This window comes from Pseudarthrobacter sp. 05T312, assembly GCF_056396685.1.
The window spans coordinates 124,907-151,566 of record NZ_JBFTLY010000007.1; the positions used below are offsets into that span (position 1 = coordinate 124,907).

Here is a 26,660-nt window from a genome sequence, read left to right on the forward strand (position 1 = left end):
CGGCCGCCAAGGTAAGTTAGGAACCGTGAAGATAGCTACCTGGAATGTGAACTCGCTCCGTGCCCGCGCCGACCGCGTTGAAGCCTGGCTCCAGCGCAGCGACTGCGACGTCCTGGCCATCCAGGAGACCAAATGCAAGGACGACAACTTTCCGTGGGAACTCTTTGAACGGATGGGCTACGAGGTGGCCCACTTCGGGGTGAACCAGTGGAACGGCGTGGCCATCGCCTCCCGGGTGGGCCTCGAGGACGTGGAACGGACCTTCCTGGACCAGCCCTCGTTCGGCAAGGCCGGGAAGGATCCAGTGCAGGAAGCCCGCGCCATGGCTGCCACCTGCGGCGGCGTGCGCGTCTGGAGCCTCTACGTCCCCAACGGCCGCTCCCTGGACGACGAACACATGCCGTACAAGCTCAAGTGGCTCGAAAGCCTCAAGACGCACGCCCAGGCTCTGGTCACGGAGAACCCCCAGGCGCAGGTGGCCTTGATGGGCGACTGGAACATCGCGCCGTTCGACGATGACGTCTGGGACATCGACCTGTTCATCGCCAACCGGGCAACGCACGTCAGCCCGCCGGAACGGGAGGCCTTCCACGCCTTCGAGTCGGCCGGCTACACCGACGTGGTGCGCCCCTACACCCCCGGCCCGGGCGTCTACACCTACTGGGACTACACCCAGCTACGGTTCCCCAAGAAGGAAGGCATGCGGATCGACTTCATCCTGGCCTCCCCCGCCCTGGCCGCCCGCGTCACCGGCGCCTCGATCGACCGCGAGGAACGCAAGGGCAAGGGCGCCTCTGACCACGCCCCCGTGCTGGTGGAATTGGCTGACTGATGACCGCGCCCGGCACCCATGCAAGGAGACCGTCGTGACGGGGAACCTCTACCGGGGCCAGGCCGGCCTGCCTTTCTCCTCCACGCTGCGCGTCTACGAGCCCTTGGAGGCCTTCCCGGAAGAACAGCGTCCGGCCATCGCGGCGGCTGGCGCGCAGGCTGTGTCCCGCGCCGCCGTCGAAAACGCTGAACTGCTCGCCTCGCTGGGCCGGATCACACGCTCCGGCGGGGACCCCTTCCCCACCGGACGCACCGACCTGGTGCGTGTCACCACCGCGCCGGGGCCGGACGGTGGAACGGCCGACGACGGTGCTGACGCCGGCGTTGAGCCAGTCCTGTTGTATTGCCCCAGCCAGCTGGTCCTCCGCGCCGGGCTGGCCGCGAACGCCCTGATGGAGGGAATCCACGGCCCACTGGCTGAGCTGCTGATCCCAGAGGAGCAGCGGGACCGGCACCAGGAGCGGATCGACCTGGTGAAGGCCCGTGACGGTTCCGTCCGCGTCCATACCCGGGCCTCAACCTGGGGCATTCCGTTCAGCTGGTTCTCGTTGTTCATGGAGTCCGACCGCAAGGACGTGGTGGAAGCCGCCGGGCGCATCCTCACCGTCCGCGTCTGGACGCCCATCACCGATGCCCTGGAGCGGGCCCGCTACGCGGTGGCCAACCTGGCCCTCGCCGCCCCGGACCTGGACATGCTCGATGACCTGGCGCAGCTAACGGAGTGGCTGGAACTGTTCCACGTGAATTCCATGGTTGAACTGGACTACGGGGCCGTGGCTGACAAGGTGTACCCGGACGAGTCCCCCATGGACATCAGGCTGGGCATCGAATGCCTGGCCGAGGGTGACATGACCGGCGCCGCCGCGGCCTACCGGCGGCTGGCCTCACGCTGGATCCCCATCCGGCAGCTGGCCCGCGCTTCGTAGCGGACGCCAGGTTCCTGGTTGTTCAGGGCGGCTGTTTCACATCCGCTCTGTCAGCGTGGAATCTTTACGGGCGGGATCTGTCAGGTTTGGGGAGGCGCCGTGGTGCGCCGGATGATGAGCTCATGGGGCGCCACCGCGGAGCGCACGGCCCCGTCCTGGCCGTCCAGTTCATCCAGCAGCATCTTGGTAGCCAGTTCGGCTTGTTCGTCCGGGCGCTGCCCCACGGTGGTCAAACCCATGGCAGCGGCGAAATCGTGGTTGTCGATGCCCACCACGGACAGGTCGCCGGGGACGCTGACGCCGATGCGGTTGGCTTCGAAAATGACGCCCATGGCCATTTCATCCGAGGCGCAAAAGATGGCCGTCGGCTTCTGTCCCGGACCCGACCACAGCCGGCGGAAGGCCTCCTGGCCACTGCGCACGGTGAAGTCGCCCCATTCGTCCCACTCCGGCCGGGTGGGCAGCCCGGCGGCGGCCATGACATCCTTGAATGCCAGGATGCGGACCCGGGGAACGTCGAAGTTCAGGTCTGTCTCGTCGTCGCCATGCAGCAGGGCGATGTCGCGGTGGCCTAAATCGATCAGGTGCCGGACCGCTGTGGACGCTGCAGCGTAGTCGTCGATGCCAATGTAGGGGCACTCCTCGACGTGCCCGCCGACCACCACCAGGGGGATGTCGATCTTTTGCAGGTGTTCAATTTCATCGTGGCTGAGGGCCATGCAGAGCACCAGCAGGGCGTCGATCTGCTTGTAGACCATGGTCTTGCTGAAGAGCCGCTCGCGGTTGCTCCCGTGGCCGCCAAGGTTGAAGAGGGAGAGGTTGTAGTGCCTGGCGTGCAGTTCGCGGTCTGCGCCCTCGATAGCCTTGGAAAAGAACCACCGGCTGACGAACGGGGCCAGGACGCCGATGGTTTTGGTGCGCCCCGTGGCCAGTCCGGAGGCGGAGGACGAGGCCACGTAGCCCAGGTTCCCGGCCACTTCCAGGATCTTCTCCCTGGTGGCTGGAGAGACCCTGGGCAGTCCGCGGACCGCACGGGAAACGGTGGCTGTTGAGACTCCGGCGGCGGCCGCCACGTCCTCGATGCTGACGCCGTTATGGCCGCCGCGCTGGGACCTTTCCGTTGTCCGTGCCACCGTGTCCCCCTTTTAACTCCTTTTCGGCGTAGGGCCGGCTGGCCCTGCGTTTACCCCCGGCCTTGTATTTTTCCATTCCGGAGACGGGCAGTGATAACCGGCCCGGCGGCTGCGTCCCAGGTCACAGCCGCCGGTAACCGGCGTCGACTTCCCTATCGTCGGGCTGGAAGTTTCCGGCGCAGCCGTACCATGCCATACAGGGCCAGCAGGGTGGCCAGGAGGCCCAGCGCCCATCCAAGGGCAGGCTGGGCTGTAACTTCCATCCACACAGTGATCACCAGGAGAACCAGCGCCCAGAATGCAAGGAAGCCGATGATGATGTCGAAGTCCTCACCCGAGCGGACCAACCGGCTGCGGTTTCCCGCCCCCGGGGTCCGGGGGCGGGAACCGGCGTCCGTCACTTGACCGCACCTGCCGTGAGGCCGGCTACGATCTTGCGCTGGAAGACCAGCACCAGGATCACCAGCGGGATGGTGACGATGGTGCCCGCGGCCATGATGGCCGTGTACGGGATCTGGTTGGGCTGTGCACCGGCGAAGTTGGCGATGGCCACCGTCACCGGCTGGGTTGCGTCGCTGGACAGCTGGCTGGCAATCAGGAACTCATTCCACGAGGAGATGAAGGCCAGGATTGCGGTGGTGAAGATTGCCGGAGCAGCCAGCGGCATGATGACCTTGCGGAATGCCTGGCCCTGTGTGCAGCCGTCCACGCGGGCTGATTCCTCGAGCTCCCACGGCATTTCCCGGAAGAACGAGGTCATGGTGTAGACCGTCAGCGGGAGCACGAAGGAGATGTTGGGGATAATCAGCGCCTGGTACGTACCCATCCAGCCGATGTTGGTGAACAGCTGGAACAGCGGGGTGATCAGGGCAACGCCGGGGAACATGGATGCACCCAGGATGAAGCCGAGGACCAGGAACTTGCCCTTGAAGTTCAAGCGGGCAAGGGCGTACGCGGCGAACACGCCAATCAGCAGGGACACCAACGTCACCACGCCGCCGATGAACACGCTGTTCAGCAGCGCCTGCCCAAACCTGTTGCCAAAGGACGTATCGAAGGCGGTCTTGAAGTTGTCCAGGGTGACATGGCTGGGCAGGATCGAGGTGTCGTAGGTGAAGCCGACCTCGCGGAACGCCGTCACCACCATCCAGTAGGCCGGGGCCAGGCACCAAAGCAGGATGACCAGGGCGCTGATGTACGTGCGCCCCTGTGCCCACTTTTCCCGGTTCTGGGCGGCCTTCCGGCCCTTGTCCTGCTGGGCCCGCAGCGCCGAGGCGTCTGCTGTTGCCGTGGTCATTTCTTCCCCTTTCCTGTGGCGCCGCTCTGCTCAACAACGTTGGCCCCGAGGAAGCGGACAAAGATGAAGGCGACGAGGAAGATGATGATGAACGTGATGGTGGACAGGGCAGCCGCCGCATTGAATCCTTGCCTGATCTGGTTGATCACCAGGATGGACAAGGTGGTGGTGTTGTTGGCCCCGCCGGTGAGGATGTACGGCAGGTCGAACATGCGCAGCGCATCCAGGGTACGGAACAGGATGGCCACCATCAGTGCGGGCTTGACCAAAGGAAGCGTGATCAGGCGGAACCGCTGCCAGGCAGTGGCGCCATCAACCTTCGCGGCTTCGTAGACTTCCGCCGGGATCATCTGCAGGCCCGCCAGGATCAGCAGCGCCATGAACGGCGTGGTCTTCCAGACGTCGGCTATGACCACGGCCCACTTGGCCGGCCATTCGCTGCCCGTCCACAGGATGGTGGTGTTGAACAGCTTGTTGGCAATGCCCTCGAAGGCGAAGATGAAGAACCAGAGCTTGGCCGTTACCGCCGTGGGGATGGCCCACGGCACCAGGACAGCTGCGCGGACCAGGCTGCGTCCGCGGAACTCCCGGGCCATGATCATGGCCATCCAGAAGCCCAGGACAGTTTCCAGCGACACCGTGACGATGGTGAAGAAGAAGGTTGTAGCGGTGGCGGACCAGAATTGGCCTCCCAGCGTGCCTGGCGGGCAGGCGACTGTTCCGCCTGCCGGGGCTGAACACTGCTGAGCGAGCCAGTTCACGTAGTTCTGGATGCCTGCCGGGCCGCCTGCGGTGAACAGGCCGGTGGCTGGATCAAGGCCGGCGTCCTTCTGGAAGGACATCACGATGGCGCTGATGATGGGGTAAACGATCACGGTGCCCAAGGCAATGATGGTGGGGGCGAGCAGCCAGGATGCCCAGCGGCCCTGGCTGGCGATCCTGTTGTCCTCCCCTACGCCCTTGGGCCCGCGGTGGACGGGGGTCCCGCCCGACGCCGGTGCCTTGACCGGCGTCGGGCCTAGTTCGGTTGCCATGGCAGAACTACGATCCCGCACCGGCGGATTCGATGGACTTCTGCATGTCAGAAAGTGCTGTTTCCACTGACTTTTCTCCCTTGATTGCGGAGTAGGCATTGTCTTGGATTGCCTTGGTGACAGCCGGGTAGAACGGCGTCACGGGACGCGGAACGGCGTTGTCGATCGACGTCTTCAGGACCGGCAGGTAAGGCAGCTTGGCAACCAACTCCTGGTCCGAGTACAGCGATCCGAGGACCGGAGCGAGGGAGCCCTGGGTGGCGTAGAACTTCTCACTCTCGGCGGACGTCAGGAACTTTACGAAGTCCAGGGCGGTGGCCTTGTGCTTGGAGTACACGCTGATCGCGGTGTTGTGGCCGCCCAGCGAGGAGGCACCCGGGCCGTCCTTGCCCGGAAGAGCTGCCATGCCGAACTTGTCCTTGACCGCGGAAGACCCTTCAGTGCTCATCAGGCTGTAGACATATGGCCAGTTGCGCAGGAACAGGAGCTTGCCGCTCTGGAAGGCCTGCCGGCTGTCCTCTTCCTTGTAGGTGATGGCTTCCTTCGGGATGTTGCCGTCGGCGTACGCCTTGGCCAGGTTCCCCAAACCAGCCTTTGCCTCGGGAGTGTTCAGGCTCGGCTTGCCGTCCTTGTCCAGGACCGAGCCGCCGGCGGAGTTAATGGCCTCGGAGGCATTGACGGTGAGGCCCTCGTACTTGCTGAACTGTCCGGCGTAGCAACCAATGTTGTTCTGCTGGGCAATGGAGCACATGCCCATCATCTCGTCCCAGGTCTTGGGCGGGTTGGGGACCAGGTCCTTGCGGTAGAAGAGGATACCGCCATCTGAAGTGCGGGGAGCGGCATACAGGGTGCCCTTGTACGTGGCACTGTTCACCGTTGCCGGAAGCATGGCACTCGTGTCGACAGCCATCTTGTCCTTCAACGGCTGCAGCCAGCCCTTGGCCGCAAACTCAGCGGTCCAGACGACGTCCACGTCCGTCACATCGTAGTCCGACTGCTTGGCCTGGAAGTGCTGCACCAGGTCGTCATGCTGCTGGTCTGCCTGGTCGGTCTGCTCCTTGAAAGTGACCTGCTCATCCTTGTGGGCTGCATTCCACTTATCGATGAGCGGGCGGATCACATTGTTGTTGTCCTTGCCCTGCACGAAAGTGATCGGGCCGCGGGAATCGAGGTTGGCGTCAGCGTCGCTGCCACCGCCTGTGGTACCGCCTCCACCTCCGCCGCCGCAGGCGGACAACGTCAGGGCCAGAATGCCGGCTGTGGCAGCCGGAAGCAGGAATCTCGGGGTTTTCATTAGCTTGAAGCTCCTCGCTGAGTGACAAGTAAGTCGACAGTGCGCTTGCTAGGTGAGGTTGATGTGGTGACAGTCACACTAGTAAGGTTGCTGTCTGCAATGCAAGCGTTTACATCAAAAAGTTATCAGAGGGGAACCAAATGACCGATCCAGCCGTTCCGGTGCCGGACCCAGCCCCCTCTGCGTGGTGGGCGGACGCCGTGGTGTACCAGATTTATCCCCGGTCGTTTGCGGACGGTAACGGTGATGGCATGGGCGATCTCCGCGGCGTCACGGGCCGGCTTCCCTACTTGGAGGCCCTTGGAGTGGATGCCATCTGGCTCTCCCCGTTCTACAAGTCGCCGCAGGCAGACGGCGGGTACGACGTCGCCGACTACCGCCAGGTCGACCCGCTTTTCGGCTCCCTGGAAGACTTCGACGCCATGTTGCAGGAAGCTCACCGACGCGGGCTGAAAGTCATCGTGGACCTGGTTCCCAACCACACCTCTGACGAGCACGCCTGGTTCCGGGAGGCGTTGGCGGCACCCCCGGGGAGCCCTGCGCGGCACAGGTATATGTTCAGGGACGGCAAGGATGAGGTGCCGGGATCGGGAGACGGCGGCCGGGCTCCCAACAACTGGAAATCCGTGTTCGGCGGGCCGGCCTGGAGCCGCGTGCAGGAGGCGGACGGGTCGCCGGGCCAGTGGTACCTCCATCTTTTCGACACCAAGCAACCGGACCTGAATTGGGACAACCCGGAGGTCCAGGAGGAAATGCGTGCGGTACTGCGCTTCTGGCTGGACCGCGGGGCCGACGGCTTCCGCGTGGATGTTGCCCACGGCCTGGTAAAGGAAGCGGGACTTCCGGACTGGGACGGCGTTGCCGCCATGGTGGAGGGAACCTCCGCTCCCCCTCTGGAGAGCCATCTGCCCGGGGATGCACCCCATGCCCACACCGACGCAGAAGAACCCCACAGGGCCGTTTCCCCCATGTATCCGCCGTCTCCGTTCTTCGACCAGGACGGCGTCCACGCCATCTACCGGGACTGGAACCGCGTCCTGGCGGAGTACGGCGGAGACCGCATGATGGTGGCTGAGGCCTGGGTGGAACCGGCCGAGCGCCTGGCCCGCTATGTCCGGCCGGATGAAATGCAGCAGGCCTTCAACTTCGACTTCCTCCTGGCAGGCTGGGATGCCGAACGCATGGCTGACGCCATCGACGCCTCCCTGGCGGCGGCAGCATCCGTGGGGGCTCCGTCCACCTGGGTGCTCAGCAACCACGACACCGTGCGGCACACCACGCGGTTCGGGCTCAAGGATCCCACCACGTTCCCCAAGGGCATCGGGGCGGCCGACGAACAGCCCGACCCTGCCCTGGGCCTGGCGCGGGCCCGCGCCGCGACGCTGGTTGCGCTGGCTTTGCCTGGCTCCGCCTACCTTTACCAGGGCGAGGAACTGGGCCTGCCTGAGCACACTTCACTTCCTGACCAGGCCCGGCAGGACCCCACATTCTTCCGAACCCATGGTGCCGAAATCGGCCGCGACGGCTGCCGGGTCCCGCTGCCATGGACTGCGGACCAACCCGGGTACGGGTTCTCGGGTGAGTTGTCCGGGCAGGCGCCAGGGCCGTGGCTCCCCCAGCCGGAAAGCTTCGGGCCCCTGGCCGCCGACCTGCAGGACGGCGAGGACGGCTCAACCCTTGAGCTGTACCGGGCAGCCCTGGCCCTTCGGGCGGCACAACAGCTGGGCAGCGGCAGCGTGGAGTGGACGGATGAACACGCTCCGGACAGCGGCCTTCTGGCGTTCCGGAATGGAGCCGTGACGGTCCTGTCCAACATGGGCTTTGCTTCCGCCCCCGTGCCCGAGGGGTTGGCCGTGGTGCTCTCCAGCGGCCCCGAACCCTCCGACGAATGGACCGGCATGCGGGAGGTTCCCGTGGACACCACCGTGTACCTCATGGGCGGCAGGTAGAATCCTTGCGCCCGGACGCCCTCCGGCGGCATGTCAACGGACGCGCTCAGCCCTGCCGAAGCGTGTCCGTGCCCCGGCGCCGATGTGGATAAGGACGGGAATCTCCTTGCCCACCACGGCCTCCAGGGCGTCCACGAGTCCGGCGACCTCGGCGGCCAGCAGGTGCGGGGCCACGCCCTGGCGCGGCAGGAGCCGGACCTTCAAGGCGGGCGCTCCCTTGACCTCGTAGGTGGTGACGGTGGCACCGGCGAGGTCCGGGCGCCCTTCGAGGGCATGCCGGAGAGCCTGTTCTGCCACCCCGCCACCGATCCGCACGTCGCCGGCGGTCTCACCGGGATCGTATTCGGCGGCCAGCAGGCTTGACTTGCCTTTGCCCTGCTGGGCCATCCAGGCCACCATGAGCCCCATCAGTGCCAGCAGGGCCAAGGCCACTACGATCCATAACCAGCTTTCCGGCCGCCCAGGGAAACGGGTGGAATCAAACACCCGGTTGATGCCACCCCAGGCCCCGGAAGACCACGAATGCCACCAGGCGCCCACGGGGGGAACGGTGGCCAGCAGCACCAGGAGGAGCCCGGCCCCCAGCAGGAGCAGGCCCAGCGCGGTGAGCAGGATGCGGTTGAGCAGTACCGGGGTGCTGTTCATGCCCCGATCACCCCCGAGGGCGCCACATTGACGCGCGGAACGGGTGCCGGTTCCAGCAACATCTGGTCCAGCTCATCCCGTACGGCCTCAAGTACCCTTTCCGGGTTTACCGGGACGCCGGAGGTAGGGCGGACATTCACCAGCACCTGCCGCTGGGAGAGAACCACCATGACCTGGTCCGGCGTGACATTGGCGGCGAGGCGTGCGCGGCGGGCCAGGGAGGACGCGATGACCTCGTCGTCCACCACCACGGCGGGGAGTCCTTCGCCGGACGCGCCGGCCAGCACATGGCGCGCGCGCTTCCCCGGGAGGATCCCATTAAGCAGGAAAATCAATCCCAGCATGGCGAGCACGGCGCCGATTGCCGCCAGCAGCAGCGGGGGTATCCCGGCGGGAAGGTCCACGATGCGCTGGGCCGCCACCTGCGGCTCCACCAGCCACGCCGGCTGCCCCACCGCGTGCACACCGGATTCAAGGACTCCGTAACCGGCAAACACCAGGACCAGGACGGCGGCCACAACCGACACAACGGCCCTGCCGGAATGTGTCTCGCGGTAGACCACCCTGCGCATGTCCGGGCCGTTGCCCCTCCGGGATCCGCTGCCGGCCCGGCGGCTTCCCACGCTGCTGCTCACCGTACCCGCCCTTCTGTACTGATCCTTGCCCCACTGATGCGGATATCCACCCGGCTTACCTGTGAACCGCTCAGTTCCGACACTTTTGCCAGGATGCTCTCCTTGGCTTTCACGGTGCGGTCCCAGATGGATCCTCCAACGGCGCCAATTCTGGCCCGGTCCGCTGCCACGGCCTGTAGCGGCGGGATGCTGATGGGGGCCACGAGGGACAAAGCCAGCAGGCCGTCGTCGTCCGTCCAGTCCGCACGGATGTCCTGGGCGTCGACGCCCAGCGCCTGCGCAGCCGCCGCTTTGGCGAGGCTGGTCAAAGCCTGGGTACTGATCCGGTTATGGCCGCTGAGCGCCTGCGCACGCACAACGGGCGCGGGCGAGCTCATGAGGACGAGCGCCGGCCGATGATGGCATCGAAAATGCCGCGCAGGTCCAGCTTTCCTTCGGCGGCACGGCCCAGGAGGGCTCCAACGGCCATGAAGAGAAGGGAAACCAGGAAGCCCCAAAGGCCGAACTGCAGCGACATGAACGCCACGAATGCGCCCATGGCCGTGCCTGCCACGGTGAGGTTCACAGCAGCGCCTCCCGTTCGGCAGCGGCCGGAGTAGCCGTCTTTACCGGCGGTGGGACGTAGACGTCGGTGATTTCGACGTTCACCTCGATCACCTGCAGACCTACCAGCTCTTCGACCGCGCGGTAAACGGCGGCACGGACGTCGTTGGCCAGCGCGTGCAGGGGCGTTCCGTAGCTGGCCACCAGGGTGATATCGACGGCTACCTGTGTTTCGCCGACTTCCGCGTGGACGCCGGCGGCGTGGTCGGAGCTGCCGACGGCGTCGCGAATGGCGCCCAAGGCACGGGACGGGCCCGACCCCAGGGAGTAGACGCCGGGAACCGCGCGGGCGGCGATCCCCGCGACCTTTGCCACGGCGGTCTCGGAAATGACTGTCCGGCCCGGGCCGGGAGCCGGGCTGGCGGCAGGACGGTTGGGCACCACGGGTTGTGGGTTCTGGTATTCCATCAGGCACTCCCCCTTCTGTTGGTTCCACCCTATCCCCAGGCTGCGACAGATGGGCTGGAAACCCGTCGGCGCCGTTGCACGCGACCCGGGTCAAGGAGTGGTTGACTGAAAGCGGTTAAAGGAACCAGGCGGGGAGCCGTGGGGCTCCCCGCCTGGGTCACGTTCTGCTTGGTACTGCCGCGGCGCCTCGGCCTACTTGTAGAGGCCCTCGCCGCCGACCCTGACGTTGGTGGGCAGGTAGCCGAACGGACCCAGTCCGTTCCGGCCGAACGTCCTGTCCACCTGGGACACGCCGTCGCGGAAGTTGATCTTTACCGTCGGCGAAAGGGAACCGCCACGGACTCCATTGACGTTGTCGATGAAGGACTGCACCAGGCCGCCGGGCTGCACGTAGTGCGAATATGCCTGGAACTGCCGGCCGTTCTGGTTCGGTGTGGGTGCCTCCGGAGACTCGGACGGAAGGTTCAGGTCCGTGGGCGAGCCCAGGGCCAGGCCGCTGTTGTTCATGGGCTGGTAGTCCGAACGGATCCCGTTGCCCACGAACCCGTAGACGCCGTCGGGACCCCGCATGCCTGCCGCGTAGGTGAACTGGTGGCTGATGGTGAAGAGGTAGTACTTGTTCTTGCCGTTTTCATTCTGGATGAAGATCTGCGGGCGTTCGGTCTGGTCGTTCACGCAGTTCCCGGAAAGGATGGGAGGGAGGAAGGACCACTTGGTCAAGTCCTTGTTGTCCGCGACCGCCAGCCCAACGTTGGCCGTCTGGTAGAAGGCGTCGCTGTTCTGGACGTCCGTGACGCTTTCTGCGTGCGGGTCCCCGGGGCGGTAGCCCAGGTCCTCGGCCTTGCATTGGTAGTCGCCGCGGTTTTCTGCGGTGTTGCCTTCGAAGACCATGTAGGTCTTGCCGGGGTGGGCCGGGTCCTGGAAGGTGTACGGGTCGCGGAACGCAAAGCCGGCGTTCTGCGCCTTGGTCTGGTACATCTTTCCGTCCGGTTCAAGCAGCTTGGTGTGCTGGAAGCCGTCGAAGGTAACGCCGTTCTGGTCGGCGTGGATGTTTCCCAACGCCTTGGCGATGACCGCGTCGGGGGCGATTCCGCCGCCCCCGGCGTTCCGCTCGGCCACATCGTAGAAGGTGGTGGCGGTGTAGAAGACGTTCACGTGGTTGCCCTGCATCAGGCGGGTGGAACCGGACCACTCGGTGTTTCCGATGGACGTGTTGTCCAGGAACAGGTGCCCGCCGTAGTTCCACTTGTCCTTGGCCGGATCAGCGTTGGTCTTGCGGAAGAAGTACCCGATCCGGGCGTTCCAGTGGCGCTGGTCGAAACCGTATCCGGCGTGCCGGTCAGCGACCAGGGAGAAGATGACGTCCCAGCCCTTGTAGCTGACCTGGTTCGCGTTTGCGTCCGTCAGGGACCAGGTGTCCCACACCCAGACGTCGTCATTCATGGTGGGGAAGTCCTGCGGGATCTCCGGCATGGTGACGTCCGGGCTCATGGAGTTTGTGCCCGGCTGGACGGTGGAGTCGCTCTGCGCCATGATCTGCTTGGCGTCCGCACGGGTCCACTTGGAGGTGAAGTCCGACGCCGGGTCGAAGGCCTGCTGCGTGTGCTGCGTCGGCAGGGGGAAGCCTGGCGTGGGGGCAGGCATCTGCTGGACTGCAGGAGGGTCGGAGGGCTCATTGGCCTGTGCCGCGGGGACGGCCAGGAAGGCCGAGGCGGCCAGGGTCGCCGCCAGCGCTGCGGCGGCGGTGCGCCACCGCAGCAGCCGGGGTTGGGGGTGCTTGTGCATTCTTGCTCTTCTCGCGGAGTTATGACTTTTCGTGGAAGGCGGGCGTGTGCCCATGCTCCCGAAACACACCGCGGCCCCGGCAACACCTCAGGCGTCATCGGGGACGCCGTTGTGCTGCGGGAGAGACAGGCCTGGGTAGGGCCTGGCCGGCCGTTGGAAAGCATGCTGTCCTCCGGCCGCGCTCCACCGTAGACGGGGTGGAACGGGCAGTTCAAACCCTGTTTCATAAGCCAAATCCGGTTACCGGCGAGTAGAGTGCAAGCGCTTACACAACCCAAGGCGCGCGCGTGCCATATTCCTTCAGCAGAGGTCAAATGTTTCGCCGGGTGCCAGAGATTTCTTTAGGCGGTGGCTGCGATGTTGCGTTCACCACAGGACTGCAACCCATGCGTGACGGCAGGTCGAGACGCGGCAGCCCGGAAACCGGGTCGGTGGTTGCCAAGGCCGGTGTTAAAGCAGAAAAGCACCAGTTCCGAAGAACTGATGCTTCCCAGTGGTGGCTCCGACCGGCGTCGATCCGGTGACCTTTCGATTTTCAGTCGAACGCTCTACCAACTGAGCTACAGAGCCTAGGTGACTAGTCACCATGACAGCCGGAATCTCTTCCAACAATCAGAGCGACCCTGACGGGACTTGAACCCGCGACCTCCGCCGTGACAGGGCGGCGCGCTAACCAACTGCGCTACAGGGCCTTGCGTTTCTTGCTTTTGCAGTATCTCTACCGCTTTTTTCAAGGCTTCCAGCCTACCAGACTTTTTTAGCCTGCTTGACCAGTTCCTTGCGTACCCCCAACGGGATTCGAACCCGTGCCGCCGCCGTGAAAGGGCGGTGTCCTAGGCCGCTAGACGATGGGGGCCAGAACCCGTTCGGAACAAAATAAAAGGCGTCAAGCGGGGCTTTCCGTCTTTGTCCTCTGCGTTTCTCCGAACTGGACTCTAAAACTATAGGGGCTAACCCGGAATATTCCAAAATCGGCGAAAAACCCCGCCGTTTGGCCCCGGGACGGGTCAAGATGGACGGATGGATGCCGTCGATGCGCTCAACGAGATCGCTTTCTGGCTGGAGCGCGGACGTGCGGCCACGTTCAAGGTCCAGGCCTTCCGAAAGGCAGCCGCCGCCATCGGCGCGCTCGGCCCGGCGGAAGTGGACGTGCGTGCCCGGAACGGGCGGCTCAAATCGATGAAGGGGATCGGGGACCGGACCTTCACGGTGATCCGGCAGGCGGTGGATGGCCAGGTCCCCGAGTACCTGGCGGACCTTCGGGAGAAGGGCGCCGAGCCGCTTGCAGCCGGCGGCGCAGAGATCGGCGGGGCCCTGCGCGGAGACCTCCACAGCCACAGTGAATGGTCCGACGGCGGCTCCCCCATTGAGCTGATGGTGGCGGCCGCAGAGGTGCTGGGCAGGGAGTACCTGGCCCTGACCGACCATTCGCCCAACCTCACCATCGCCAACGGACTATCCCCTGAACGCCTGCGGGACCAGCTGGACGTGGTGGCAGGCATCAACAGCAATGGCGGCCGCACACGGCTCCTGGCCGGGATCGAAGTGGACATCCTGGAATCGGGCGAGCTGGACCAGGAACCGGACCTGCTGGACCGCCTCGACATCGTGGTGGCCAGCGTCCACTCAAAACTCCGGGCAGACCGGAAGACCATGACCACCAGGATGCTTGGGGGCATCACGGCCCCGCGGACCAACGTCCTGGGCCACTGCACCGGACGGCTGGTCGAAGGCTCGCGCGGAACGCGGCCGCCGTCGGACTTCGATGCCAAGGAAGTCTTCGCAGCGTGCGCGGAGCACAACGTCGCCGTGGAGATCAATTCACGCCCGGAGCGGCAGGACCCGCCCGATGCCCTGATCCAGCTGGCCTTGGAAGCCGGGTGCCTGTTCTCGATTGACAGCGATGCCCACGCCCCCGGGCAGCTGGATTTCCTGCAGTACGGCGCCGAACGCGCAGCCCGCAACAACGTTCCGGCAGACCGGATCATCACCACGTGGCCGGTGGACAAGCTCCTCGCCTGGGCTTCGCAGGGCTAGGCTGCGCCTGGAACCGTCAGCGGGGCTGAACGCCGCTACTTCACGGCGTCTGCCAGCTTCTGGTGGAAGTCCGCCTTGGTGGACAGCGTGAGCTTCTCGCCGTTGAGGAAGAACGTGGGTGTGCCGTTGACACCGAGGGCATTGCCGTCCGCGATGTCGGCCAGGACGCGTTCCTCGGTGTCCTGGTCCGCCACGACCGCATCGAACTGCGCCAGGTCCAGGCCCAGCTGCCCAGCGTAGGTGCGGAACAGCGGCGCCTGGGACTGCTGGCTGCCGGCCCACTGGGACTGGCTTTCGAAAAGCTTGGCGGACATCTGCTGGTACTGGCCCTGTTGCGCGGCCGCTTCCGCTGCCAGGGCTGCCGGGCCGGAATTGGGGTGTGCAGAGAGCGGAAAATACCTGTTGACGAAGGTAATCCTGTCCCCGAACTCCGCCTTGAGCTCCTCCACGAAAGGATGGACCGCAGCGCAGGATGGGCACTCGAAATCCAAGAACTCCACCAATTGGGCCTTCTCCTCGGCAGGCGCAGTGAGGCGGTGGCTGTCGGCACGAACAAGTTGCCCAGCATCCGCGGCCGGAGGCGCCGCCTGCTGGGGCTTCGTCGCGGCAAAGATCGCGTACCAGGCAACGCCGCCCAGGACGATGAGGGCGAGCGCGATCCAGATGATCTTCCTGACAAGGCGCGGGGTGTCACGGCCGGGAACCGAAGGAGAGGACATGGTCCGCATCCTAGCCCGGGGGCACCCACATGGCCGATTTCCGCCAGTTCGGTGCCTGCAGCAGCCGTACATTTGACTCATGCCTTCCACCAGCCCCGCCCGCCAGCCCCTGGCTTCACCCGCTGCAGCACCCACACCCGTGAAGGCCCTTGGCGTGGCGGCCATGGTGGTTACCGTGGTGCTGTGGGCCTCCGCGTTCGTCGGCATCCGCGCCATCGGGCCGCACTTCTCCCCCGGATCCCTGACGCTCGGCAGGCTGGCGGTTGCCGCCGTCGTCCTCGCTTTCCTGGTGGTGCCGCAACTGCTCATGAGCCGGATACTGCCCAAGGGACGCGAATGGCTGCCCATCCTCGCCTATGGCGTGATGTGGTTCGGCGGCTACAACGTTGCCCTGAACGCCGCCGAACACATCCTTGATGCCGGCACCAGCGCCCTGCTGATCAACGTCAACCCGATTTTGGTGGCCATCATGGCCGGCATTTTCCTCAAAGAGGGCTTTCCCCGCTGGCTGCTCATCGGCAGCACGGTGGCGTTCGCGGGGGTTGCATTGATCGCCCTGGGTTCCGGACAGCCGCGCGGCCCCGGGGAAAGTTCGACGGCGGACCTGGCAGGCGTGGCGCTTTGCCTCCTCGCGGCGGTGCTCGCCGCAGTCAGCGTCATCATCCAGAAGCCGGTGGTGCGGAAGTTCCCGGCGGCGCAGGCAACCTGGTTCGGCATCATCGTGGGCGCAGTGTGCTGCCTGCCGTTCGCCGGGCAGCTGGTGTCCGAAGTCCAGGCCGCCCCTCCGGAGGCCACCTGGGCGCTGGCGTACCTGGGTGTGTTTCCCACTGCAATCGCCTTCACAACCTGGGCATACGCGCTCTCGCTGGTGGACGCCGGGAAGCTGGCTGCCACCACCTACCTGGTGCCCGGGACCACAGTGCTCATCTCCTGGTTGCTGCTCGGGGAGATCCCCACAGCCTGGGGGCTGGTGGGCGGGCTGGTCTGCCTGGTGGGAGTGGGACTGACCCGGCGCAGGACGCGCCCCTCCCGCAACGGGCCGGGCCGGCCAGCCAGCTAGAGTCGGGGTATGCCAGCCAGCCTTCCGCCGGGACTGCCCATCATTCCTGACGGGCAGCATGAACCGTCGGGTTTCACCATGTCAGCCGACGAATTCGAGGCCGCCGTCCAGGATGCCCTGGACGGCATCCCGGACCGGCTGGCCCGCGCCATGGACAACGTGGCAGTCTTCATCGACGACGATTACGTGCCGGGCCCAGGGGAAGACCCGGACACCGTGCTGCTGGGACTGTACGAAGGCGTCCCCCTGACCGAACGCGATTCATGGTGGGACGCCGGCTCGCTCCCGGACCGGATCACCATCTTCCGCGAACCCATCCTGGAAATCTGCGCCTCCCGGGACGAGGTGGTCCACGAAGTGGCCGTCACCGTGGTCCATGAGATCGCCCACCACTTCGGGATTTCCGACGACCGGCTGCACGAGCTGGGCTGGGGCTAGCCTTGTAGGCATGGGACACGACCACAACCACGGCCACGGAATCACTGCCACCGGGCGGCACCGGAAACGGCTGGTGGCGGTCCTGGGGATCACGCTCGGCGTTGTGGTCATCCAGATCGTCGGCGCGGTACTGTCCGGGTCTTTGTCCCTGCTGGCGGACGCGGGGCATATGCTCTCCGACGCGGCCGGTGTCACCATCGCCCTGCTTGCCGCCTGGATCGCCGGCCGCCCGGCGAGTGACCAGCGGACCTACGGCTACCAGCGGGCAGAGGTGCTCGCGGCGTTGGCGAATGCGCTGATCCTGATCGTGATCTCCGTGGTGATTTTCACGGAGGCCATCCGCCGCTTTGGCGCACCCCCCGAGGTACAGACGGACATCATGCTGTTCGCCGCAATCCTCGGCGCCGTGGCGAACCTGGTATCGCTGCTGATCCTGCGTGGGGCGCAGGAGGAGAGCCTGAACATCCGCGGCGCCTACCTGGAGGTGCTGGGCGACCTCCTGGGCTCGGTGGCCGTCATCATCGCAGCCGTGGTCATCATGGCCACCGGTTTCCAGGCAGCCGACACCATCGCCTCCGTCCTCATTGCGCTGATGATCCTCCCCCGCGCCTGGAGCCTGCTGCGCGACGTGGTGGACGTCCTGCTGGAGGCCAGCCCGAAAGGAGTGGAAGTCCAGATGATCCGCGAGCACATCCTGTCGGTAGCCGGCGTGACCGACGTCCACGACATCCACATCTGGACCATCACGTCAGGTGTTCCCGTCTTCTCGGCCCACGTGGTGGTGGAGGATGGGGTGCTCAACGCCCGGGGCGCCGACCAGTTGCTGGACAAGCTCATCACCTGCCTGGGTTCCCATTTCGATACGGACCACTGCACCTTCCAGCTGGAGCCTGCCAGCCATTCAGAACACGAGGAACACCAGCACGCCTGACCCCGACACACCCCCATGAAATTCCGCGAGGAATGACATGATTGTGGTTTATGTTATTGATGTGACTGCTGTTGCCAATGTGCATATCGTCACGTAACCTCGGACTGCTGGCGAGCAGCTGAGGGGCACCGTCGTGCCGCATCCAGAACCTCACTCCCAGCCCTACCGTTGCGAGGTCTCTGCAGATGGCTTTACCCGGATCCGGCCGCAGGACTGCTGCGCTGTGCGCCGCCGTCGTACTCTTTGCCTCTGTGGCCCCGCCCGCACTGGCGGTGCCGGCACCATCCGCACCCGTGGCCCTTCCCGCATCACCCGAGATCCCGTCCCCGGACGACATCGCCGCCGCAAAGGCAAGTGAGTCCGCCACGGCGGATCAGGTCACCGCGATCGAGCGGATTCTGGCGGATGCGTCCACTGCCCAGCAGGCGGCGTTCGCGGTGGCCATGCAGGCTAACAATTCCTACAGTGAAGCACTCGTGGAACTGCAGCAGCGGACTGAAGCGGCTTCCGTTGCCGCCGCCAAAGCAGCGTCGGCCCGCGACCAGCAGGACAGGACCCGGAAGCAGGTAGGGCAGCTCGCCGGTGATCTGTACCGCAACGGCGGCTTGAACCCCACCCTCGGAACCCTGGCCAGCGGCACCGACAGCCTCCAGCAGGCCGCCACCCTTGAGGCCCTTTCCGCCAGCCGCAGCCGCGCGTTCGAAGCTGCGGACGCCGCGGCCACCGCCTACCGCTCCCTGACCGCAGCGGCGGAGGACGCCACCAAGGCTGCCGATGACGCAGCGAAGACCGCCGAGCAACGGAAATCCCAGGCGGAGGAGGCCAACGCCGCGCAGGCCAAGGCGGTCGCCGATGCAAAGGCGCAGCGGACCGTCCTGGTGGATCAACTGGCGCAGCTCCGCAACACCACCGTGGCGCTCGAATCCGCCCGGGTGGATGCCCTTGACCGGCAACGCGAAGAGGCACGCCTTGCTGCTTTGTCCGCGGCCGCCGACAAAGCAGCTGCCGATAAAGCAGCGCAGGACAAGGCAGCCAAGGACCAGGCCGCGAGCCAGAACAGTGCGGGACAGAACGGCGGCGGCCAGGTGGCTGCCCCCGCGGCTCCCGCTCCCGCCGCGCCGGCCCCGGCAGCCCCCGCCCCTGCCGCACCGGTGGCTGCCGCGCCGCCCGCTGCACCCGCGCCGGCACCCGTTGCCGCGGCACCTGCCCCCGCCGCACCGGCACCCGCTCCTGCTCTGGTTGCCCCGGCACCTGCACCCGCCCCTGCGCCTGCACCTGCACCTTCACCTGCACCTCCTGCAAGCTCAGGCACGTATGAGGCAGCCATCTCCGTCGCCTTGGGCAAGGTGGGCGCACCGTACTTCTACCAATGGGGTGGCACAGGGCCGTATGGTTTCGACTGCTCGGGCCTGGTGCAGAATGCCTTCGCCGCGGCCGGTACGTACCTTCCGCGCACCGCATCCCAGCAGTACGCGGCAGCCCCGGTCCACGTTCCGATTTCGCAGGCCCGGCGAGGCGACCTGCTGGTCTGGGGTTCCGCCCCGAACTTCTACCACGTGGCCATCTACCTGGGGAACGGCCAGGTGGTCCAGGCGCTGAACCCGCAGGAGGGCATCACCGTTTCCACCATCAGTTCAATGGTGGGCATGGACCTGTACCCGTACGCAGCCCGCTACTGAGCTGCGACCTTGGGGCTGCGGCCTTGGGGCTGCAGGTTATGAAGGCTCCCGCCGCCGTCGTCAGCTCAAAATGTCCTTGGTGACGAACCGGCCATACGCGAGCGCCCCGAACACCGCCACGTAGCCGGCCTGGAGCAGGGCGTTGCTGCCGAACGAGTCCCACACCAGTGGCTGGCGCAGCATGTCGGCGAAACCAAGCCAGTAATGGCTGAAGAGCCACGGGTGCAGCCACTCCAGCTGCGGAAGCTGGTCCAGGACCTCGGAAAGCACAGACACCACCACCGTGGCGGCCATCGCCCCAACCGGAACGACGGTCAGCGTGGACAGGAACAGCCCGATGGCCGAGAGTCCGGCGAGGGACAGGGCCAGGTAGGCGGCGATCAGCACTATGCGCAGGAAGGCTTCGCCGGGCTGGACCACACCTCCGGAGAGCAGGGTCACCGGGCCCACGGGGAACAGTGCAGCCCCAATGGCCGCACCTGCCAGGCCCACGGTCAACGGAGCGACGATGCAGAAGGCCAGTGCCCCCGCGTACTTCACCAGGAGAAGCCGCACCCGCCCGGCCGGCGCCACCAGCAGGTACCGGAGGGTACCCAGGCTGGCCTCTCCGGCGATCGTATCGCCAGCCACCACCCCGACCGCGAGCGGCATGAACAACGGGACGGACACCAGCATGGCGGTGAAAGCCACAAACAGGCCATTCTGGGTGATTCGGTCGAGGAATGCAGGGCCCCGCCCCGGCGGGACCGCGGAGGAAACCTTTACGGCCACTGCGATGAGTATGGGGATGGCGGCGAGCGCCAGCAGCAGCGCCCAGGTCCGCCGCCGCCCGAACAGCACTTTGAGTTCCGACCCCAGGAGGGACAGACCTGAGCTGCGCGGCGTTGAGGCGGCCGGGGCAGTCTTGGCGGTTTCCGGAATGTCGGCGGGAACGCTACTGGGCAACGTCGAATCCTTCCCCGGTCAGGGCAACAAAGCGGTCCTCGAGGCTTTCACGTTCGACGGCGAAGCCCCGGACGCGGACCCCCGCCTGGACCAGGCGCGCCACGACGTCCTCCGGCAGCACCGCGGGCTGCCCGGTTGCATCCAGCGCGGCCACGATGGTCTCCCCGTCCGGCTGGGGCCGCCGTGGTTCCGGCAGCCCCTGCTGGCCTGGGCGGCCCGGACGTTCAGCCTGCGCTTCGGCCTCCCCCTGCCCGGGTACCAGCCCCAGCCCCGCCAGGACCTGCCGCGCCGCACCGCCGTTGGGTGTTACCAGCCGCAGGCGCGTAGTTCCAGCCTGGCGCAGCTCGGCCAGCGGGCCCTGTGCCACGAGCTTGCCGGCACTCATGACCGCGGCGTGGGTGCACATCTGGTCCACCTCGGCCAGCAGGTGGCTGGAAACAAAAACGGTGGTGCCCTGGTGCGCCAGCGAGCGCACCAGGTTGCGGACTTCGCGGGTGCCCTGCGGATCCAGGCCGTTGGTGGGCTCGTCCAGGACCAGGAGGTCCCGGGGCGAAAGCAGTGCGTTGGCGATGCCCAGCCGCTGCTTCATTCCCAGGGAGTACGCGTGCACGCGCTTCCCCGCCGCGTGTTCCAGGCCTACACGCTCCAGGGCCTGCTGCACGCGGGCCTTGCGCGTGGCAGGCACAGTGTGCGGGCTGGCGGAATCGAGCCGGTGGAGGTTGGCGGCGCCGGACAGGAACGGATAGAACGCGGGGCCCTCCACCAGGGCGCCGACGCGCGGCAACACCTCGTGGAGTTTGTCCGGCATCTCCTGGCCCAGCAGCGTCACGGTACCGGCGGACGCGGCAGCCAGTCCCAGCAGCATGCGGATGGTGGTGGTCTTCCCGGACCCGTTGGGCCCCAGGAATCCGAAGACCGTCCCGTGCGGGACGGCCAGGTCCACCTGGTCGACGGCGGCCTGCTGGCCAAAGTGCTTGCTGAGGCCCCGGGTCTCAATCGCCAGCTCCGCGGTCACCTGGCGTGCTCCGGCCCGGCCGCCACTCCCCCGTCCGTCCAATGCCTACCGCGCTGCTGCTGCGGCCTGCAGCCCCTCAGGCGGCACCATTCCAGCGAAGATCCGGCCGTCGTCGGTCACCAGGATATTCAGCAGGGCCGTGGAAAGCAGCCGGCCGCCGGGTACGGCGATGGCGGCCTGGGACAGCAGCGGGTCCTGGAGCAGTGGTTCGGCCGCCGCAGCGGATCCAGCCGCCGTGCCCACCACCGTCTCCCAGCCGGTGCCGGTGACGGCCACATTCCCCTTGGCATCACCGTGCATGGCGCCCGGGCCATGGGCATCGGCGGGATCATGGGAGTTGGCGGGATCGTGGGATTTGTCCGGGACCGGGAGCTCCTTCACCGTGCTGCCCGGGGGCGGGCTGAAGCCGAAGACTGACGGGTCCGGCGCGTCCAGCGAGAAGCTGGTGAACCCGGAGGCGAGGGCAGGCTTATCCGCGCCGCGTGCCGTCACCGTGACGGACAATGGCATCCCGCTCTCACCGTCGACGGCGATGGCCACCTTGCCCACCAACGTCCCGTCCGTGCGGGGCTCAAGCAGCAGGTTGTAGGCGGCACGCCCCGCAACGGATACATCCGGGCCCACGGAAACGGCGGTACCCGGGTCCACCTTTGACAGGAACTGTTGGGCCAGTTCAGCGGGAGTGTGCATCCCGGGTGTGCCGTGCGGGTCGTTCGGAAGCGCGGGATCCGCTGTGTGGGCAGGGTCCCCGGTGCGTTGGGGCACGGCCAGGTGGGCTGCGGAGTTGTCCTTTGAGGAGTAGAACCAGACGTCGTTTCCGTGGCGTACCACGTCCCGTTCGGCCAGTTGGTCCATCACCTGTACGCGGGCGTTGTCCTTGCCGTCCACGTAGATGCGCGCGGTGTGCTTGCCCGTCAGGAGCTCAATTACCGAAGCCACGCTGCCGGCGGACGCAGGACCGGACGCGGACCCGGATGGTTTCCCGGCGGCCGGAAGTTCCGGCAAGCCCAGGTCAGCTGACTGTTCCACCGTGCCCGAGAATGTGCGCACCTGGTGGCTGGCGGCCAACTCCAGGACCTGGGCCGGCGTCTTGGCTGGGAGCGGGTTGCTGGCGCCGGCCGGGAGGGACCCGACCAGGGCTGCTGAGGCGATGACCGCCGGAGCCACGACGGCCGGAAGCCATCGCAGCCACGCCTTGCGGCTTTTGGTGCTGCTTCGCTGCACGTGGATGTTTTGAGACTGTCCGCCGGAATCCAGCCTGTTGGAGCCCATAGTCCAAGACTACGCCCGCTCAGGGGGGTCCGTGCCCTTGGGAACGGGTCCATTCCGGGGGTTACCGGGGCGTTCCGGCACGACGGTTCCCGCACCGCCGTCGACCGTTATTGTTTGGCCGGTGCTGATCAGGCCGGTGGCATCCGGTACCCCGACCACCGCGGGAATACCGTATTCCCTGGCCACGACGGCGCCATGGGAGTTGGCCCCGCCCATCTCCATCACCAGTCCTCCTGCCGTCAGGAACAGCGGCGTCCAGCCCGGGTCCGTGGACGGGGCAACCAGGATCTCGCCGGGTTCCAGGCGCGCTCCAACCGGGTCCAGGATGACCCGTGCCGCAGCGGTCACCCTCCCGGCCGAGGCCGGGCTGCCGGCCAGGGTTCCGTTGGCCAGGGTTCCACTGGGCAGGTTTCCGTTCCCTGCGATTCCGACGGCGGTACGCACCGCTTCGGGTTCCGTGCCGTCCGAGAGCAATACCCTGGGGATGTGCCGGCGCCTGAGCTCCACGGCATAGTCTTGGCGCCGCGCCGCCACGAGGGTCCGCAGGTCCCGGACGGCAGCCCCGCTGTTCCCGTCTGTTCCGGCCAGGGCCTGCCGGGCCTCGGCGAAGTCCAGGAAAAATACGTCGTCGGGCCGTTCCACCGTTCCCGCCTGCGCCAGTTCGTTGCCCACCAGGAGCAGTTGGCGCCGGACTTCCCCGAGGGCCACCACCAGCTGGTACTTCGGCAGCTCGCGCAGTCCGGCGAACAGCCGTGCCCTGCGGAGCGCGGCACGCACCAGCCAGCCCCGGATCTTGCCGCGGGCGGATGCCCTGGCCACAAGCCGGCCCACCTGCGCCTCCGCGTCCTCGGCAGCCTTGCCGAATTGGGCGTCCGGTGCCAGTGCTGGATTGTCCAGCCGCAGGTAGTTGGCAAGGATCCCCAGGATGTGGGCCGGCTCCTCCGACCACCGCGGGAGTCCGACGTCGATTTCGCCCACTGCCCGGTGGCCGTACCTATCCAGGAACCTTGCCACGCCCGTGTCCAGGCGCGCCGGCAGCCGGCCCGCCTGGAAGGCGGCAGCCAGGGCGGCCGGGTCGCCCTCCATCAGGGCGGTGCGTGATTCGGCGTCCTCCTGGATTGCCTGCGCCAAGTGCCACAGTTCAAGGTCCATTTCCGTGGTGACGTTGTTGGGCAGGCCCCGGATCACGGGCTGCAGCTCATCCCAGGCATCCCCGCCCAGCAGCTTTCCGGCAACACCCAGCATGACGAACCCAAGGGCGGGAAGCGGAAGGATCGCCGGAACGATCGGGAACAGGCGCGAGCCCACCAGCGCCTCGGCATGGTCCAGGCGTGCCAGTGCGGTGGCACCGTCACCGGGAGCCAGGGACGCGTCGAACTCCCCGATGAAACGGTCCAGCCTGCGGAAGGCCGCCCCGGGCCGGAACAACGCACGGAGGAAGTTGGCGGGCACCTCTGCACGGACCGCCGCGGGCACAACGTGCCGCAGCAGCCCGAAAGGCGTCCTGGTGGTCACCGAGAAGGCGGGGTCCGAGAACAGTTGCCGCATGACCGTTGCCGTCCGGGCTTCCATGATGTCAAAGACGCGCGGAACGAGGCGGCGGCCCACGCTGCTGCGGATGGGCGTGGTGAAGTCGATGTAGATCCGCTGCCCCGCCTCGGCGTACGGGGACGGTCCTCCCCGGGGGGCGGGAACGGGAAAACCGGCAGCGGTGGCCACCGATGAGGCGATAAGCCGGACAGCCGCGAGGCCCATCGGTGTAAGCGGCCGGGTGAGGCCCTGTGCGAGGCTGAAACAGAGGTAAGCCCGGGTCCCGCCGGCGGTGGAACCTGGGCGAATCCGGCCGGCGGCACCGTTGCTCCTGGGGACCGGATAGAGCGTGGTGATGGGCCTCGATTGAGTCAGCCACAAGGCGCCATCGCCGTCCACCGCCCATTCGGTGTCCTGCGCGGCACCAAAATGTTCCCCGGCCCGCAACCCCAGCCGCACCAGGCCGGCCACTTGCCGGTCCGTGAGGCAGGCGGCACCCTGGCGGCCCGGCATCTCCCGAAGCTCAGTCCCGCCTCCGGCGGCCGGCCGTATCTCCACGGTTTTGTCGCCAGGCGTGCTTTCCAGCACCCTTCCGGTCAGTGCATCCACCACGAAGTGGTCCGGGTTGACCGCGCCGGAGACTACGGCCTCGCCCAGGCCCGGGCTGGCGTCGATCACCACCTGCCGGCGGCTGCCGGTGACGGGATTCGCGGTGAACATCACGCCCGCAGTCTCCGCGGCCACCATCCGCTGGACCACCACCGCGAGCGCCACGGCGGCCGGGTCGATTCCGAGGGTTGCCCGGTACGCGGTTGCGCGGTCGGTCCACAGCGATGCCCAACACCGCCGGACGGCATCCAGCACCGCGGCGGTGCCCACCACGTTCAGGTAGGTGTCCTGCTGGCCGGCAAAGCTGGCGAAAGGCAGGTCTTCCGCGGTGGCCGAAGACCTTACTGCCACCGGGACGTCGGACCCCATGGCCTTGTAAGCGTGCTCCACCGCCTGGGCAACTTCCGCGGGAATGGGAGCGGCAAGGATGGCGGCGCGGGCGGTGCCGGCGAGTCCTGCCACGTTGGGTGACGCCCCGCCGAGCCCCGGTTCATCCCCCAGGGCCGCGTATACACCGGCCAGTGCGGGGAGAAGTTCATCCGGGGCACCGGTAGCCTGCCGGTACGCGGCGGTGGTGAGGCAAAACCCCTCCGGAACCGGCAGCCCGGCCGACAACAGCTCTCCAAGGTTGGCAGCCTTGCCGCCCACCAGCGCGAGCATTCCGGCGTTGAGCTGGGTGAGGTCCAGCACCAACCCGCCGGATCCGTCATCGGTTGGGGTGCGCTGCATCATGTCCGCGGTCTTCCGCCGGCTGCCCGGGAAATGCGCGGTCTACGCGGCGTCGCCCAGGATGGGACCGAACCGTCCACGGTCCACCAGGCGGGGGTCCTCCCGGTCCGGGACAGCCATGACAGGGCCCTTTGCGTGGTGGAGAACGCCGTCGGACGTCGATCCGAGCAGCATTCCGGTGAAGCCTCCGTGGCCGCGGGTACCCACCACCACCAGCTCAACGTGCCGGCTTTCCTCGACGAGCACGTCCACCGGCGAGCCGTCCTTCAATTCGTACTCTGCCTGCAGCCTGGGGTAATGGCTGCGGAGCCATGCCATGCCGGCTTCCAGGGTGACGCGGATATCGTCGAACAGGGCTTTGCGGTCCATGGGTGCGGGAACCCAGGCCAGGGAGCCGCTGTACTGGGGAACGGCGCAGACCACGCGGAGGGAGGCACCGAGCCGCTCGGCCTGGTCGGCTGCTTCAAGGACGGCGACGCGGGCCTGCTCGGAGCCGTCCACACCGACCACCACCACGTTCTCCACCGGCCGGTGGCCGGACTTGGCCTGTTCAGCCTTGACGCGGCGGTCCTCCGTGGCCTCGCCCAGCCGGTCCGAGCAGAACAAGGGGACCGTCACGGTAGGGCACTTGGCGTGGGCGGGCAGGGCGCTGCTGACGGAACCAAGGAGCCGTCCCACGAAGCCGCCGCGGCCGCGGGTTCCCACCACCAGGAGTTCAGCGGTTTCGGAGATCTCCAGCAGGACTCCTGCGGCGTCGCCGTTCTCCACCGCGGAAGTGACGTCGACGTCGTACGCTGCGACCTTTTCCAGTGCCTGCCGGAGAATGGCCTCGGCACCTTCGCGGATCACGGAGTCGTCCACGGTGGCGTAACCCCCGTCCAGGCCGGACGCGGCGAAGATCGGTACGGAGTAGGCGGTGACGATATGGAGGGGACGCCCGCGGCGCTGGGCTTCGCGCGCGGCCCACACCAGCGCGCACTGGCCATGGTCCGAACCATCCACGCCGACCACGATGCCCTGCGGAGCGGAACGTCTGCCGCCACCGTCCTGGGCCGGGTCCGGATGCAACTCTCGTGAGCCCATGGGGGCCGCCTCCTCGCGATACGCCTGATGTTGCGGCTATTCTGCCAGAAAACGGGCCGCTTCCTACGCACCC

General features: G+C 66.8%; 25 protein-coding genes and 3 tRNA genes. 8 read left to right on the forward strand and 20 right to left on the reverse strand.

Translation table 11 applies throughout. The features are described 5' to 3' along the window. The first annotated feature begins 25 nt into the window (after positions 1–25). Both AC1DIP_RS11835 and AC1DIP_RS11840 read left to right on the forward strand, forming a co-directional pair. Positions 26–832, forward strand: coding sequence for an exodeoxyribonuclease III (locus AC1DIP_RS11835; RefSeq protein ID WP_476208991.1), 807 nt, complete (start codon positions 26–28; stop codon positions 830–832). Between the two features lie 34 nt (positions 833–866). Further along, positions 867–1,757 (forward strand): DUF8083 family protein, encoded by an 891-nt coding sequence (locus AC1DIP_RS11840; RefSeq protein ID WP_477733844.1) that lies wholly within the window; start codon positions 867–869, stop codon positions 1,755–1,757. An 80-nt stretch (positions 1,758–1,837) separates the two neighbouring features. Here AC1DIP_RS11840 and AC1DIP_RS11845 read toward each other — a convergent pair whose 3' ends face one another. The 5 genes from AC1DIP_RS11845 to AC1DIP_RS11865 all read right to left on the reverse strand — a co-directional run bounded on the left by AC1DIP_RS11845 (position 1,838) and on the right by AC1DIP_RS11865 (position 6,515). Continuing rightward, a complete protein-coding gene (locus AC1DIP_RS11845) occupies positions 1,838–2,890 on the reverse strand; it encodes a substrate-binding domain-containing protein (RefSeq protein ID WP_476208987.1) in 1,053 nt (350 codons plus the stop codon). A gap of 152 nt (positions 2,891–3,042) precedes the next feature. After that, positions 3,043–3,291, reverse strand: coding sequence for a hypothetical protein (locus tag AC1DIP_RS11850; RefSeq protein WP_476208985.1), 249 nt, complete (start codon positions 3,289–3,291; stop codon positions 3,043–3,045). Continuing rightward, positions 3,288–4,187, reverse strand: coding sequence for a carbohydrate ABC transporter permease (locus AC1DIP_RS11855; RefSeq protein ID WP_477733845.1), 900 nt, complete (start codon positions 4,185–4,187; stop codon positions 3,288–3,290). Before AC1DIP_RS11855 ends, AC1DIP_RS11850 begins: the two co-directional genes overlap by 4 nt. Next, complete coding sequence (locus tag AC1DIP_RS11860; protein ID WP_476208981.1) at positions 4,184–5,221, reverse strand: ABC transporter permease subunit; 1,038 nt, start codon at positions 5,219–5,221, stop codon at positions 4,184–4,186. The genes AC1DIP_RS11855 and AC1DIP_RS11860 overlap by 4 nt, the downstream gene beginning before the upstream one ends. A gap of 7 nt (positions 5,222–5,228) precedes the next feature. Next, entirely contained in the window at positions 5,229–6,515 is a 1,287-nt protein-coding gene (locus AC1DIP_RS11865; RefSeq protein WP_477733846.1) for an ABC transporter substrate-binding protein, read from the reverse strand. A 140-nt stretch (positions 6,516–6,655) separates the two neighbouring features. On the opposite strand from AC1DIP_RS11865, the gene AC1DIP_RS11870 reads away from it, so the two are divergent. Then, positions 6,656–8,464: an alpha-amylase family glycosyl hydrolase gene (locus tag AC1DIP_RS11870; RefSeq protein WP_476208977.1), complete on the forward strand. Its 1,809-nt coding sequence runs from the start codon at positions 6,656–6,658 to the stop codon at positions 8,462–8,464. A gap of 33 nt (positions 8,465–8,497) precedes the next feature. On the opposite strand, the gene AC1DIP_RS11875 is transcribed toward AC1DIP_RS11870, so the two are convergent. The 9 genes from AC1DIP_RS11875 to AC1DIP_RS11915 all read right to left on the reverse strand — a co-directional run bounded on the left by AC1DIP_RS11875 (position 8,498) and on the right by AC1DIP_RS11915 (position 13,396). Beyond that, complete coding sequence (locus AC1DIP_RS11875; protein ID WP_476208975.1) at positions 8,498–9,109, reverse strand: hypothetical protein; 612 nt, start codon at positions 9,107–9,109, stop codon at positions 8,498–8,500. Next, positions 9,106–9,744, reverse strand: coding sequence for an Asp23/Gls24 family envelope stress response protein (locus AC1DIP_RS11880; protein WP_476208973.1), 639 nt, complete (start codon positions 9,742–9,744; stop codon positions 9,106–9,108). The genes AC1DIP_RS11875 and AC1DIP_RS11880 overlap by 4 nt, the downstream gene beginning before the upstream one ends. Then, positions 9,741–10,121: a hypothetical protein gene (locus tag AC1DIP_RS11885; RefSeq protein WP_476208971.1), complete on the reverse strand. Its 381-nt coding sequence runs from the start codon at positions 10,119–10,121 to the stop codon at positions 9,741–9,743. Before AC1DIP_RS11885 ends, AC1DIP_RS11880 begins: the two co-directional genes overlap by 4 nt. Beyond that, positions 10,118–10,309 (reverse strand): hypothetical protein, encoded by a 192-nt coding sequence (locus AC1DIP_RS11890; protein WP_477733847.1) that lies wholly within the window; start codon positions 10,307–10,309, stop codon positions 10,118–10,120. Before AC1DIP_RS11890 ends, AC1DIP_RS11885 begins: the two co-directional genes overlap by 4 nt. Then, positions 10,306–10,755, reverse strand: a complete 450-nt coding sequence (locus tag AC1DIP_RS11895; RefSeq protein WP_476208968.1) for an Asp23/Gls24 family envelope stress response protein — start codon at positions 10,753–10,755, stop codon at positions 10,306–10,308. Before AC1DIP_RS11895 ends, AC1DIP_RS11890 begins: the two co-directional genes overlap by 4 nt. A 192-nt stretch (positions 10,756–10,947) precedes the next feature. Further along, entirely contained in the window at positions 10,948–12,540 is a 1,593-nt protein-coding gene (locus tag AC1DIP_RS11900; protein WP_477733848.1) for a glycoside hydrolase family 68 protein, read from the reverse strand. 494 nt (positions 12,541–13,034) lie between these two features. Further along, positions 13,035–13,110: transfer RNA gene (locus AC1DIP_RS11905), tRNA-Phe, on the reverse strand. 48 nt (positions 13,111–13,158) lie between these two features. Continuing rightward, a tRNA-Asp gene (locus tag AC1DIP_RS11910) sits at positions 13,159–13,232 on the reverse strand. A 91-nt stretch (positions 13,233–13,323) separates the two neighbouring features. Continuing rightward, a tRNA-Glu gene (locus AC1DIP_RS11915) sits at positions 13,324–13,396 on the reverse strand. Positions 13,397–13,560: 164 nt separating this feature from the next. Here AC1DIP_RS11915 and AC1DIP_RS11920 point away from each other — a divergent pair. Then, positions 13,561–14,577 carry a PHP domain-containing protein gene (locus AC1DIP_RS11920; protein ID WP_477733849.1) on the forward strand — a complete coding sequence of 339 codons (1,017 nt, stop codon included), beginning with the start codon at positions 13,561–13,563 and terminating at the stop codon, positions 14,575–14,577. 35 nt (positions 14,578–14,612) lie between these two features. On the opposite strand, the gene AC1DIP_RS11925 is transcribed toward AC1DIP_RS11920, so the two are convergent. Beyond that, positions 14,613–15,305 (reverse strand): DsbA family protein, encoded by a 693-nt coding sequence (locus tag AC1DIP_RS11925; RefSeq protein ID WP_477733850.1) that lies wholly within the window; start codon positions 15,303–15,305, stop codon positions 14,613–14,615. Between the two features lie 70 nt (positions 15,306–15,375). Here AC1DIP_RS11925 and AC1DIP_RS11930 point away from each other — a divergent pair, with 70 nt between their 5' ends. The 4 genes from AC1DIP_RS11930 (at position 15,376) to AC1DIP_RS11945 (ending at position 19,404) form a co-directional block, all read left to right on the forward strand. Beyond that, complete coding sequence (locus AC1DIP_RS11930) at positions 15,376–16,356, forward strand: DMT family transporter (RefSeq protein ID WP_477733851.1); 981 nt, start codon at positions 15,376–15,378, stop codon at positions 16,354–16,356. Between the two features lie 9 nt (positions 16,357–16,365). Beyond that, the gene (locus AC1DIP_RS11935; protein WP_477733852.1) at positions 16,366–16,794 is read left to right on the forward strand and encodes a metallopeptidase family protein; all 429 of its coding nucleotides are present in this window, start codon (positions 16,366–16,368) and stop codon (positions 16,792–16,794) included. Between the two features lie 10 nt (positions 16,795–16,804). Next, complete coding sequence (locus AC1DIP_RS11940; protein ID WP_476208958.1) at positions 16,805–17,725, forward strand: cation diffusion facilitator family transporter; 921 nt, start codon at positions 16,805–16,807, stop codon at positions 17,723–17,725. A 185-nt stretch (positions 17,726–17,910) separates the two neighbouring features. Further along, entirely contained in the window at positions 17,911–19,404 is a 1,494-nt protein-coding gene (locus AC1DIP_RS11945) for an NlpC/P60 family protein (protein ID WP_476208956.1), read from the forward strand. 60 nt (positions 19,405–19,464) lie between these two features. On the opposite strand, the gene AC1DIP_RS11950 is transcribed toward AC1DIP_RS11945, so the two are convergent. Genes AC1DIP_RS11950 through AC1DIP_RS11970 form a run of 5 tightly spaced genes read right to left on the reverse strand, consistent with a single transcriptional unit; the run spans position 19,465 to position 26,587 of the window. Next, positions 19,465–20,349, reverse strand: coding sequence for an ABC transporter permease (locus AC1DIP_RS11950; protein ID WP_477733853.1), 885 nt, complete (start codon positions 20,347–20,349; stop codon positions 19,465–19,467). Further along, the gene (locus AC1DIP_RS11955) at positions 20,339–21,364 is read right to left on the reverse strand and encodes an ABC transporter ATP-binding protein (RefSeq protein WP_477733854.1); all 1,026 of its coding nucleotides are present in this window, start codon (positions 21,362–21,364) and stop codon (positions 20,339–20,341) included. Before AC1DIP_RS11955 ends, AC1DIP_RS11950 begins: the two co-directional genes overlap by 11 nt. Before the next feature lie 45 nt (positions 21,365–21,409). Continuing rightward, complete coding sequence (locus AC1DIP_RS11960) at positions 21,410–22,636, reverse strand: LolA-like protein (protein WP_476208952.1); 1,227 nt, start codon at positions 22,634–22,636, stop codon at positions 21,410–21,412. Positions 22,637–22,645: 9 nt separating this feature from the next. After that, positions 22,646–25,507: a PEP/pyruvate-binding domain-containing protein gene (locus AC1DIP_RS11965; RefSeq protein ID WP_476208950.1), complete on the reverse strand. Its 2,862-nt coding sequence runs from the start codon at positions 25,505–25,507 to the stop codon at positions 22,646–22,648. A 39-nt stretch (positions 25,508–25,546) separates the two neighbouring features. Then, positions 25,547–26,587, reverse strand: a complete 1,041-nt coding sequence (locus AC1DIP_RS11970; protein WP_476208948.1) for a universal stress protein — start codon at positions 26,585–26,587, stop codon at positions 25,547–25,549. Positions 26,588–26,660 lie beyond the last annotated feature (73 nt).